We start from the raw sequence: 13,516 nt of genomic DNA on the forward strand, positions 1-13,516 counted from the left end.
AATTCTATATAATTTGAGTAATTTTGAACTTAAGGGAGAATGGTATGTTAGAGAAGGAAGCGGTGAAGTTTTTTCAGGACAGGAAGGAATATGAAAGGATACTTACTGCAATATTTGAAAAGTATAAAAGTATTGGTAAGCTTTCTGGAACTTTTCAATTAAAAGAGCTAAATGATGATGAGCGAAGAATACTTGCTCCTATTCATCATAAGTATTTTGCTGCTAAAGAAGCTAAGGTATCTGTGAAAAAATTTCTTGATCATTTTTGCAGTGGAAGATTTGAAGGTTTGGATTTTACAAAGGTTTTAGCAATATATTTTAAAGATAACCTTACAACTTATAGAGAAGAAAAGGAAGGTAAGAAAATAAAAAAAGAAGAGTTTTTTAAAGAATTAATCAATATAAATAAAGGAACAAAATCAGAATTATGGCTTCAGGAAGCACTAGAAAACAAAGGCTTTGGATACAATATATTGATAAAAAATTATGAAGCTTATAGTAAAGATAACAAGTTAGAAGATTTTAAGCTGCTTTTAAGTGCTGTATTAAATGGGATTAATTCACTTACCTTTAGTGCTAGTGCTTTAGAAAGTCTTCCTATATTTTCTTCTAGAATTACAAAAGATCCTCACTATTTTGATATGAATACTACAGCAGGAAAAATTTTAATACATGGTATATGCTATATATTAAAAACAGAATTTCCAAAAGATGCGGAAGAAACTGCCGAAATACTATATTCTGCAGGACTATTAAAGGATGAAATATCCAGTTATGTTGCAACCTTTGGACTTAAAGCTTATAAAGAAGAAGGTGAACTGGAATTTGTATATGGTTTTACAAATATGGGAGAGCCTCTTATTTTTACCTTAGGAAACTTGTCTAAAATAGATAGGTTTATTTGTAATAAAAATAGATTATTTATTTTCGAAAATCCATCCTTGTTTAATGAGGTTATAAAAAGAACAGCTGAATTTAAACCTTCTATTGTATGTACAAGTGGACAATTAAAGCTTGCTTCAGTGGTTTTGTTAGATAAAGTAGTTCAAGAAGTAGAAGAAATTTATTATTCTGGAGATTTTGATCCAGAAGGAATTTTAATAGCTAATAAATTAAAGCTAAGATATGGAGATAAATTAAAGCTTTGGAGATTTGATGTGGAGGATTATTTGAAGGTTATATCAAATAAATTCATATCTGATATCAGCAGAGCAAAGCTTAATAATATTCAAAACAGCGCTTTAGAACCTTTGATAAAAAAGCTTGAGGATATAGGAAAAGCTGGATATCAGGAAATGTTGATTGAAGAGTATGTTGAGGATGTTATAAAAGTAAGCTCAACATGAGTTCTATTAAGTGGGAAGATGTAAGGAAACAAACTATCATAAGATGTTTAATATGGTAATATGTTAAAAATTTTTGAAAGGAATTCAAAGATATTATGGGAATTTTAAAAGATGTTTCTAGTATAATAACTAATAAGTTGACAATGTTAAGCCTACGTAATATCAACAATCCTAATAAAAAATACCCTGTAGCAGATGGGTCATTTATTCAAGCTGATATGGTGGAAAAGTGGAATGATTCAAAATGGCAAAGTGAATTTAATTATTTAAAAGAAGTTAATATGCATTACGTTATTATGGGCACTTCTATTACTGAAAATGATTTAACCAAAACTATCTACCCAACCAAAATTCCTGGAGGACAAATGGAATATCCAGGTGTAGATGTTGTTGACATGTGTCTTAGAAACGCAGAAAAAACAGGTATGAAGATTTTTTTAGGTATTAATTTTAATAAGGCTTGGTGGGAAAAAGGGCCTAGAGATCCCAAATGGCTTTATGATCAAATGGAAAGAGCGAATATGATAGCCGACGAATTATATACTAAATACCATGTGGAATATCCTAATGCTTTTCATGGATGGTATTGGGTATATGAGGTAGATAATTTAAATTTTAAAACAAAGGATGATTTTTTTGTACTAGCTAAAGCAATTGATATTAATTTAAAACACTTAAAAGAAAAGAATCATCGATTACCGTTGATGTTATCACCTTTTATGAATTCTATTTATGGAACAGCTGAAGAATATGCAAAAAATTGGGCTTATTTATTTCAGCATACGGATTTAGAAAAAGGAGATATATTTTGTCCACAGGATTCCGTTGGCGGTGGTGGACTAAAAATAGATGAAGTAGATCACTGGTTTGCAGAATTAAGAAAGGCTGTAGATACTAAACCAGGGTTATTATTTTGGGCTAATACAGAAACCTTTAATCATTTAAATTGGTCTAGTGCCCCTCTTAATCGATTTATAAGACAGATGGAAATTGAAAAACCATACGTAGATAACATTATAACTTTTGCATATTGTCATTACTATAGTCCTAATAATATTGATAAAGGTTTCCATGAAACTTATTTAAAATATGTTAAAAGCGGTCGGTTAGAAAATCGTAAACCAACACTCCCAAAGAAAGTTACAGTCAAAGAGGTGGGGAAAAATGAATTTTTAATCTCTTGGGACCCTGCCCGTGATAACATTGGGATATATGGGTATGAAGTCTATAGAAATAAAAAATTAATTTTCACTACTAATGTAGATAGGATTTTCAAAGGAAAAGAAGCAAAAAAGGAAGAACTTGCAATGAGTTATATAGATAAGATACTCTTAGAAGATAAATTGAAAGAGCTTAATTATGAAGTAAGAGCAATGGATTTCGTTGGAAATATATCAAAGCCTAAAAAAGGAAATACTAACTTCATATCTAACTTTTCTAAAACCTTTCAGAAGTAAGTAGTAAAAATTCATTTATAGGTGCAATTCAGGATAATTCTATGGAGAAAAAACATGATTGAAAGAGGAAAGCTATGATATAATTACAAATAAAACCTAATAAAAACTAGGGGAGATTTAATCATGGAAAGAAAAGTTTATATGGAGAAGCTTTTTTCAAAGCGAAGAGAAAAACTTATAGATATGTGTATTAAACTTCAAAAACAAGGGGAAAGATTTCTTTACATAATGCCTTCCAGTGTTGCTATAAAAGAAGTAAGAAAAAGGCTGTTAAATGAAAGCTGTGGACTTTTAGGATCTAAAGTAATCGTTTTTGATGATCTAGAAATGGATATAATAAAGGAAGAAATTCCTCAGGATAGAGTTATCTTTGAACCTGTGGTGAAGGTAATTATTTCTGAAATTTGCAGTAATCTTAAGGAAACCGGGCAACTTAATTATTACGAAAAATTGTACAATAAAAAAGGTTTTCATAGTGAAATTGCAGCACTAATTAGAAGTTTAAAAAGAAATTGTATAGATGAAGAAAAGTTTTCAAAGGTTAAAGAAAATATAGAAGATGAAGTTTTAAAAGCTAAGATGGAAGATTTGCTTTTAATATATAGGTTTTACAATAAAAACTTAAAAGAAAATAACATTTATGATAGAAATGACATTCCATTAGAAGCTATTAGGTTAGCTCATAACTTTAAAAAAATAAGCAAATATAATTCCATTATAATAGATGGTTTTACAGATATAGAAAACATAAGTATAGAGCTTATGGAAGAAATAGCAAAGTACAGTGATATAAATATATATGTAAATTGTCCTTATGTAAATTCTTTTATGGAGGATTTCTTAGAGGAGGAAATAAAAAGTCCCTTTGAAAAAATGGGCTTTGAAATAGTGGGAGAAGATGGGGAACTTTATGATGTAAAAAATGATTTTAAGGAATTAGGAAGTAAATTTTATTGTGGTGAAAGCTTAACTTGTAATGTGGAAGGACTTAATATAAAGGCTTATCCTTGTATAAAGACGGAAATTAGGGAAACTGCAAGAGATATAAAAGAAAAGCTTATGGCTAAAATTAATCCAGAAGATATTGCTATTTACATAAATAATAGGGAAGATTACTCTCCATATATCATTGAAATATTTGATGAGTTTAATATTCCTGTGGCTTTAAATTATGAAATAGCCCTCAGCAGCTCGGAGCTTATTAGAAAAATGGTTAAAGGTCTTTTAGAGTATGAAAAAGACAGCTGCTCTGGAGAAGAGTGGTTTGAAATATTGTGCCAGCAGATGGAAAGTAAGAAAGACTATATGGCAGGGCTTATTTATAAGGTGTTTAATTCAAATATTGATAATGATGATAAATTTGAGATTATGGCTTTTGAAGGATTTAAAAATTTAATTTATGAACTAAAGCTTAGCTTTGAAAAAAGTGAAATTCTTAATAAGGACATATTAAAAGAGGATTTTGTTCAGCTTTTAAGTGATTGTATTCAAGGGATAACTTTCACTGTAAAGAAGGGAAATAATGAAGGAGTAAGAATTTTAAATACAGCTTTGGCTAAAGGAGTATATTTTAAGCATGTGTATATTTTAGGCTTAAATGAAGGAGAATTGCCAAAGTGTGTAAAGAACAATGGTTTGTTTGACAGCTTTGAAACTTCAATGCTTTGTGAAAATGGTATAAGATACAAGGATTATTTATGGGAGCTTAATAGAGAAAAAATTAGGTTTAATCTGTCCATAGCTTCAGCAGAAGAAACTTTAAATCTAAGTTACAGATCTGCTGGTGAGGATGGTAAGTTTGCTATTGCATCTTCCTTTATTGATGAAATTAAATTTATGTGCAGAATAGATAAAATAAATAATCTTACCATGAGAAATAGATTTGAAATAAAGTATGATGAAGTTATGAGCAGCTATGAACTTCAAGCAGTTTATTTAAGAAGCTATTTTCAAAGCAAATATTTAAATAATGAAACTGACAGCTTCAAAAAAAATTTGAGCCTTATGGAAAAAGAGGTAAATAAAATTATAGATAAAGGTCTTGTGGAGTATCATAGAGAAAAGGAAGAGGCTTTTAACGAATATGAAGGAATTTTAGGAAATGACTTTAAGGATATATCAGAAACATTATGCAGATTTTCTCCTTCCAGTCTTAATGAATATTTAAAATGTCCTTTTAGATATATGATGAATACACTATTTAACTTAGGAGAAGAAGAGGAAGAAGAAGAGTTTTCAAGCCTCGAAATAGGAAGCTTTTATCACAGTGTACTTTATAGATATTACAGTAAAGCACAGCAGTTTCAATGCTTTGATGAGGAAGTTTTTGAAGCTGTATTTAAAAAATCTCTTGGAGAATTGAGAAAGATAGATATTCCTAAAGAAGAGTTAAACTTAATATTTAATTATCTCTATAGAGTGCTTAAAAATTTTATTACTGCAGATATAAAGAGAATGGAAGTATTTGCGGATGTAACTAAAAATTCAATTTTAAAGCCTTATCTTTTGGAAAAATTCTTTGAAGAAGAAGAAGTTTTTGGAGTACCTATAAGATGTAAAATTGATAGAGTTGATTTGGAATATAGAAAAGAAGGAAATGAATTAATTCCTACAGGAAGATATGTAATATATGATTACAAAAAGAGCGGTATTTTAGGAATGAAGGATATTGTACAAAATAATGATTATCAAACAGCTATTTATTATTATGTGGTGGAAAAAGAACTTAAAAAGCTTTTAAAAACAGATAAAGTTGAATGTATGGCTTTATTATATTTAAGTATTGAAAAAACAGAAGATACTGTTGAAAAGGATGGAATTTATAAAACAGAGTATAAAAAGCAGTTGGATTTTGCTAGAAAACGTTCTGATATAAAGGGAGACAAATTTACTATACTTATGGAATATATTAAAGACTCTATTTTAGATACTATTGCTTCAATAAAGCAGGGTAAGTTTAATTACAAACCCATGTGCAGCTTTTTTGAGGAGTATAGTACTTATCCATGCGACTTTGAAAAACTTTGTAGATACAGTACAAATAAGATGAGAGCAATTATGGAAGGTCAATTTACGGTTCAGGAAAATGGCAGTGATGAGAAAAATGTACTTATGGAGGGAAAAAGATGAGCAGCATTTTTGGATTAAGTGAAGAACAAGAAAAGGCAGTGGATATAACCAAAAATATAGCAGTATCTGCAGGAGCAGGTTCAGGTAAAACTAGAGTGCTTACCAATAGATATTTAAGGCTTTTAGAAGGAGGTCTTCAAATTGAAGAAATAGCTGCTATAACCTTTACGGAAAAAGCTGCCTTAGAAATGAAGGAGAGAATTAGAAAAGCTATTAATGAAAAGATAAGCTCATCAGATTTTGACCATAAGAAACAATGGATGAAACATTTAGATAAGTTAAATAGAGCTAACATAAGCACTATTCATGGCTTTTGTTCTAACATTGTAAGGGAAAATGCAGCTTTTTTAGGTGTAGATTTTAGTTTTTCTATTATAGATGGTATAGATAAAGCTATGTTTTTACGAGAAGCTTCACAAAATGCTGCAGAGCACTGCATAGAATTAGAGGAATATGAGGAAGCTGTAGAAAAACTTAAAAGTGTCTTTGGTGAAGAATATTTGCAGGGAACATTTACTGAAGAAGCTTTAAGAATTAGAAGTTGTGTATTGGAAGAAGGAAAGTCTATAAAACAGCTTTGTGAAAGTAGTGAAGAAGGCAGTATAAGAAAATTTTGTTTAGCTGTAGCACTTAAAATTGAAGAAGCTTATTTAAACTACAAATTGAAAAAGGATCTTTTAGATTATGATGACCTTGAAACAATGACACTTAAGGTGCTTAGCATTAAAAATTTAAGGGAGAGGTACAGAAATAGATATAAAACCCTTTTAGTGGATGAATTTCAGGATACTAATGGCATACAGAAAAATATTTTGTATAAGATTGCAGCAGATGATAATGGCAGGCTTATAAATAAGAAGATTTTTATTGTTGGAGATTTTAAACAGAGTATTTATGGCTTTAGAGGTACTGATTATACTATTTTTAAACAGGTTTCCAAAGACATAGAAAATGAAGTGTCTTTAAGTACCTGTTATAGAAGTAAAAGTGAAATAATTAAGGGGATTAACTCTATTTTTAATGAATTAATAGATGGATACCAGCCTTTAAAATGTCCTAAGGATGAAGAAATAAAGGAAAAAAGAATTAAGCTTTTAACTTATGAAAAAATTAGAAGGACTTCAGATAATGTTTATACTGAAGTGAAAAATATGCTTCAGGGTAAGGAGTCCAAGAAGTTTGAAAATATTCAGCAAGCTTTAAAGGCACTTAAAGACAGTAATAAGGATATAACTGTAAAGAAAAATAAAGAAGGTATGGCAGTTATAAAGGCTATAAAGATTTTAAGGGATAAAAATTTGGAGTTTAAGGACATATGTATTTTGGTGAGAAGCAGGTCTGTGATACCTGATATAGAAGAGGAACTTAAAAGAAGAAATGTGCCTTACTGCATAATTGGTGGGGTAGGCTTTTACCAAAAGGCAGAGGTAGACGAAATATTAAACTTATATAAAGTTATTGTTAGAGGTTTTTCTGGTGAATTTACCTATGAAGAAAATAAGAATTTTATACAGGTTCTTAGAGGAAGCTTATTTGAAATATCTGATGACACTTTACTTAAAATGAACATTGAAAAAGAGGAGAGCAGCTTGGAAAATCTTTATGAAGCTTTAAAGGTTTATGAAGATGGTATGCATAGTGAAAAGCTATTAAATACTGTTACTATTTTAGAAAAATTAGCTGGACTTAAAGAAAAGCTTAGTGTGGTTCAAATAATCCAGGCTATTATAAAGGAATGCAATGTTTTTGAAATTATGCTGTGTCAGGATAATGGACTGCAGAAGTTTAGAAATATAGAAAAGCTGCTGCAGGAGGCAGAAAAGTTTGATAGAGAGCAGCTGTTTACTTTAGAACAATTTGTGAATTATATAAATTTATTAGATGAAGAAAATGGTGATGATTCTGAAGCAGCACTGGATACAGAGGATTCTGAGGCAGTTAAGATAATGACTATACATCAATCTAAAGGGTTAGAGTTTAAAGGAGTAATAATACCTAAGATTCATTCTGATTTGCTTTCTATGAGTAAAAAGGATAAGCCTAATTTAGTTTACAACAAGAACTCCATAATACTATCAAAAGACTTAGAAAATGTGGAATTAACAACTCCTGAGTATGAAGAGTACTTAAATAGTAAGCTGGAAAAGGAAATAGAGGAAACTGAAAGGCTTCTCTATGTGGCTATGACAAGAGCTGAAGATTATGTAATTCTCACAGGAGGTGATGATGGAAAAGATCCTACTCCTATAAAAGATGAAACAGATAAGATAAAAGAACTTAATAGCTTTTTAAAACAGCTTAAATATTCGTTTACTGTAGGAAATGCAGATAAAGAATTAATAGAATTTATTAATTCAGATGATATAGAGGATCTGGAGGTCATAAAAAGAAAAATATCAAAAGTGCAAATAGATAAAGAAAAACTTCAGGAAAGTTTGAATTATAAAGGCAATATAAAGAACTATGCATCAGTAAGTGCTACAAGGTACATGAAATATTTAAAATGTCCAAGAAGGTTTTATTTGGAAAGTGTTTTAAATATAAATGGGAAGGATTATATAGAAAAGGAAAATAAACATGATATAGCTGAATTTTTAGCTGAGGATACAGCAAAGATGGAAGTAGAAGATATTGAACAAAAAACAGAGTATAAGCTTAGCCAGTCTATCAGTGCTAGTACCATAGGCACAGCTGTGCACAGTATAATTGAGAATTTAAATAATGAAGTAAGCATTGATGAAAAAGACATAATAAAAGCTGCTGCAGAAAAATATGAATTAAATTATGTGGATGGAATTGAAAATAAACTAAAGCACTATGTTGAAGGCTATAAACTTTTGGAAAAAGAAAAGTCTTCTTATGGAAGCTTGGTTTCTAAATTTAATGAACTGGATTATTCATTATCACAGATGGAACATAGAAAAACATCCATATCAGGTTTTATTGACAGATTAGAGATATTTCAAAAAGATGGTAAATATACAGCAGTAATAACGGATTATAAAACTAATTTTATATATGGAAACAGAAAAATTAAGGAACTAACAGCAGCTTATGAACTTCAAATGCTTTTGTATGGCAAGGCTGTTAAAGAACTTTTATATGTTAAGGGCTTCAAAGTAGAAGAAATTATATTGGAATTGTATTTTTTAGATGTGCCTGAGAGGGTGCAGATAGTTTATGATGAAGCTAAGGTAAATCAGTATATTGAAAATATGGATTGTATTTTTGTAAGAAACTTAAGTACATGTAAAGCTTCAGACTTTCCTAAGGAAAAAAACAGTGAATGTGATAAATGCTGGTATAGTGGAGTTTGCAACAATAGTGTAATGTAAATTTCTATTTTATGCAAGATACCATCAATAATGGCAGAACTAACAATAATAAAGCCTTTCAGCTTTTAACAACTTATGATAATGTTTTTTTGAAGGCTCTAATTTTTGTTGAGAGATTAACATATATGTTGGAGTTAGTAGTACAAATTAATTTAAAAAAGGGGATTTAAATTGATGAAGAAAAATAAGTTTATGGTGAGTTTATTACTAACTACTATCATTGCTGGAGGGATGTTTTCAAATGTAAAGGCTGCTGATGTGAGCCAGCAGAGAATATTTGGTGAAGATAGATATCAGACTTCAATAAATGCAAGTAAGACCTTTTTAGGTGATGAAAAGCCTAAAAATATAATTGTTACATATGGTGAAAATTATCCAGATGCTTTAAGTGCCGGACTATTAGCAAAAAAATTAAATGCTCCAATTATATTAATAAGTAACATAGATAGTCAGGATAAAGGTACTTATGATTATCTAAAAAGCATATATTCCAGTGATGCAAAAGTAACCATTATTGGTGGTACTGGTGTTGTTAGTCCTGTTACCGAAAGTAAAATTAAGGATATAGGTTATAATGTTGATAGAATTCAGGGTACAGACAGATATGCAACTAATAGAAAAGTTATACAAAATTGTGCAGTTGCAGAGGGTACACTAGTGGTAATTACTTCAGGAGAGGGATTTGCCGATGCTTTATCTGCTAATAATATAGTTTCAAAACTAGGATATCCAGTATTTATGACTGCAAAAGACAGCATAGATCAGCAAAGTGTAGAATACATTAAGGAATTAAAACCTTCTAAGATTATTGTTGTTGGTGGACCAGGTGTAGTGGCAAATAATGTAGTGCAAACACTATCTGACCAAATTACTACTATAAAAAAAGATAAATTTATAAATTTAGATAGATGGTTTGGCCTTGATAGATATGAGACTAGCAGTGTTGTCTTAGAGAATTTATATCATTCAAATTATAATCCTGAAAAGGATTTAATAGTAGCTTCTGGTGAAAACTTCCCGGATGCTTTAGTTTCAAGTCCTCTTCAAAACAAATTGAATGCACCATTAGTATTGGCTGCCAATAATGGACAATCCAGCTATGTAGCTACAGGTTTTAATATTAATCCTAGCAGCATAAATATATTTGGTGGTACAGGTGTTTTAGGTGATAGCTCTGTCACTCAACTAAAGAATGATATTTCTAAGAATATTAATGGTATAGAGGAAGCCGGCAAAAAGTTTACTTATGAAATGGCTAACAGAATATATAATTTAAAAGATAGTGTTTATAATGAAGATTACAGCGTTATAGAAAATCTTTTAGACAAAAGTTCAGCAAATTATAATGCATCTGTTACTGCTTTAAATAGCTTTAAGGATATGGTGAATAAATCAAATACTGTACAAGATGGTGATAGAAAGAATATAAGCATAGATGTTTTGGAAGATGATGGCTCAGGTAATATAATGGAAGCCAAATATCAAAATGAATACATTATAGATGGTAAATCAGTAAGTATTGTATATACATTCTTAGTAAATAAAAATGATTTAACAAAGCTTCAAATAAATAAACTAGAATTTATCCAAAACTAATATAAGCAAATTTAATTAGGCTTGAAAAGCAAGTAAGGGAATCACTTGATTCTTTTACTTGCTTCATTTTTGTATAGGAATTTTCTATTTTTGCATAAAAAATATGTTTAAGGCATTGAAACTAAGTAGTTAGTAGATTTCAAAAAAATCTTTGACTAAAGTAGAGCCTTTCTATCGATTTTACCACTGGAGTTCAGTTTTAAATCTTTTACTATTTTTATTTTCTTTGGCTGCATATACGATTCAAGATTATTTCTGCAGTAATTTTTAATACTTTCAACAGTAACTATATCAGTTTTAGGTACAACTACTGCACATATTTCTTCTCCCTTTATTGGGTCTTTTACACCATATACCACGGATTTTAGCACATCAGGATTTGAATCCAGTACCTTTTCTATGTTATAAGGAAGTATTTTTACACCACCTTTATTTATAGTGTTATTTTTTCTTCCTAAAATATATAAATTTCCTTCTTCATCGATTTTTCCTAAATCATAAACAGAAGATCTAGGCTTAAAGTCAGGAGCTATATAGGGGCTTTCCACCCATATGATCCCATCCTTTAGCCAAAGCTTTACTTGTGGAAATGCTTTTCCAACACTGTCGGTTATATTACTTTCTCTAAAGTTTATATAGGATATATGACCTAATTCGCTTGCACCATAATATTCGCAGATACTAGCATTTGGAAATCGCTTTTTTAATAAATACACTGTTTCACAATCGAGTTTGTCTCCTGCACTTAAAATGGAGTTTACACCTTCAAGATCATTCTTAAGTTCCTTCAACAATATTCTGTAACGTGCAGGTACCATAAATATGCTTGTAACATTATTTTGTTGAATCTCTTTTATCCATATTCCAGGATAAATACTCTTAGAAAATACTATACTACCGCCTTCATTTAGCATATGTATTGTGCTGTTGAGATTTCCTGTATATGAAAGTGAGCCTACAATGAAAAGTACATCACTAGAGCTTATATTAAATACTTCACTTTGGTATTTGAAGGCACTTGACCAGCTGCTGTGGTCTCGCCATATAATTTTATTGTGTCCTGTAGTTCCAGAACTCAAAGCTCCAAGAAAAATATGTGAGTCATCAATATAAGGCAGCTTTGAATAATCTTTTTCTTCATATTTAAAACAAAATTTGTCATCTATAATACAGCTTTGTTTAACTTTTGCTGTTATTTGCTGTAATTTAAATGAAGTTGTTTTAGCTTCTACTGGAATCGCAATTAGTGCTGCTCTGGAACAGGCTAAAAAATTAATTACCGCATCTATTGGGTTTTTATTTTTTATTATTATTTTGCTTGCTGGTTCATATTTTCCTGCTAAAAACAATGCCTTTTCATCTATATTTTTTACAAGTTCTCCATATGTAATATTTTTTTTATTAAAAGTCATACATATTTTTTCTGGATTCAATTCTGCATTCTTGAATATTCCTGAAAAAATTAACATATTAAACTAATCACACCTTTCTATGATAGCGGATTCTCCCAATCCTCCAGCAACTCCTAATGTTGCCATTCCTCTTTTTTTATTGTTATACTTTAAAGCTTCTAAAAGATGAATCATTATAATACCTCCTGATGCTCCATAAGGATGTCCATATGCCAAGGCTCCTCCAAATATGTTTACTCTATGCTCTGGATAATTAAAGTACTTTAAAAATGCCAGCACCTTTACAGCAAAAGCTTCATTTATCTCTATAAAATCCATATCATCAATGTTAAAATCATATAATTTCAAAAGTTTTTTTGAAGCAGCAATAGCTCCAAGTGGAAATAGGTTTGGATCAACTCCTGAACTTTCTCCATCAATCCATAGGGCTTCAGGATGCAGGTTATATTTTTGTACTGCTTCTTCAGAGGCCATAATTATAAGAGCTGATCCATCATTGGTACTGCAAGCATTTCCAGCAGTTATAGTGCCGTGAACTCCTAAAATTGGCACAGTTCTTTCCATAAGCTTTAAGGAAGGATTTCTTCTAATGTTTTCATCATCTTTAATGATTTTTTCATCAGTTTGTATACTGCAGATTATATCTTCAAGTTTGTTTTCATTTCTTGCCTCTAATGCTCTTATATGACTTTGAAGTGCCCATGTATCCATAGCCTTTCTGGTAATATTGCAATACTTTGCTGTATTTTCAGCACCTTCTATCATATCAGGATCGCCAATTGAGCAGGGGGAAAATTGTGCTCTTTTAAAAAAAACATCTTTTCCTTTATACCTAGAATCTCTTGGATTATACTGCTTGTTAGGAGCTAAGCTTGTACTTTCTACTCCACCTGCTAGAACAATATTTCTCTGACCAGATCTTATTAAATTTCCTGCTAGGTTTATAGCTTTTAGTGAAGAACCACATTGAAAATCTATGGTTGTACCAACTGTATTAAAGGGCAAATCTGCTTCTAGCAAGCTGAGTCTTGCAATATTACCACCTGGTCCTATAGCATTTCCAAGAATGATTTCCTCTATAGAATCTCTTTGAAGCTTGTATTTATGTATAAGGCTTTTAATTATAAAGGCTGCCAGTTTTTCAGGAAGAAAATCCTTTAAACATCCATTAGTTTTGCCTATTGGTGTTCTGAGTCCTCCTATTATATAAACCTTTTTTTTCATTAAACCATTTCTTTTAG

7 protein-coding genes are annotated in these 13,516 nt (G+C 30.3%); 5 read left to right on the forward strand and 2 right to left on the reverse strand.

What is annotated here, in order from left to right; genetic code table 11:
• Positions 1-44: 44 nt before the first annotated feature.
• The 5 genes from Ccar_RS04190 to Ccar_RS04210 all read left to right on the forward strand — a co-directional run bounded on the left by Ccar_RS04190 (position 45) and on the right by Ccar_RS04210 (position 10,863).
• Positions 45-1,346, forward strand: a complete 1,302-nt coding sequence (locus tag Ccar_RS04190) for a TIGR02679 domain-containing protein (RefSeq protein WP_007061912.1) — start codon at positions 45-47, stop codon at positions 1,344-1,346.
• A 95-nt stretch (positions 1,347-1,441) separates the two neighbouring features.
• A complete protein-coding gene (locus Ccar_RS04195; protein ID WP_007061911.1) occupies positions 1,442-2,803 on the forward strand; it encodes a DUF4434 domain-containing protein in 1,362 nt (453 codons plus the stop codon).
• A gap of 123 nt (positions 2,804-2,926) precedes the next feature.
• Positions 2,927-5,932, forward strand: coding sequence for a PD-(D/E)XK nuclease family protein (locus tag Ccar_RS04200; protein ID WP_007061910.1), 3,006 nt, complete (start codon positions 2,927-2,929; stop codon positions 5,930-5,932).
• Positions 5,929-9,267, forward strand: coding sequence for a UvrD-helicase domain-containing protein (locus Ccar_RS04205; protein WP_007061909.1), 3,339 nt, complete (start codon positions 5,929-5,931; stop codon positions 9,265-9,267). The genes Ccar_RS04200 and Ccar_RS04205 overlap by 4 nt, the downstream gene beginning before the upstream one ends.
• 174 nt (positions 9,268-9,441) lie before the next feature.
• Entirely contained in the window at positions 9,442-10,863 is a 1,422-nt protein-coding gene (locus Ccar_RS04210; RefSeq protein WP_007064588.1) for a cell wall-binding repeat-containing protein, read from the forward strand.
• A 155-nt stretch (positions 10,864-11,018) separates the two neighbouring features.
• Here Ccar_RS04210 and Ccar_RS04215 read toward each other — a convergent pair whose 3' ends face one another.
• Together Ccar_RS04215 and Ccar_RS04220 are read right to left on the reverse strand one after the other, a co-directional pair.
• Positions 11,019-12,332: an AMP-binding protein gene (locus Ccar_RS04215; protein WP_007064589.1), complete on the reverse strand. Its 1,314-nt coding sequence runs from the start codon at positions 12,330-12,332 to the stop codon at positions 11,019-11,021.
• Between the two features lie 6 nt (positions 12,333-12,338).
• Positions 12,339-13,499, reverse strand: coding sequence for a thiolase family protein (locus Ccar_RS04220; protein ID WP_007061904.1), 1,161 nt, complete (start codon positions 13,497-13,499; stop codon positions 12,339-12,341).
• Positions 13,500-13,516 lie beyond the last annotated feature (17 nt).

Source organism: Clostridium carboxidivorans P7 (genome assembly GCF_001038625.1).
Taxonomy (GTDB): domain Bacteria; phylum Bacillota; class Clostridia; order Clostridiales; family Clostridiaceae; genus Clostridium_AM; species Clostridium_AM carboxidivorans.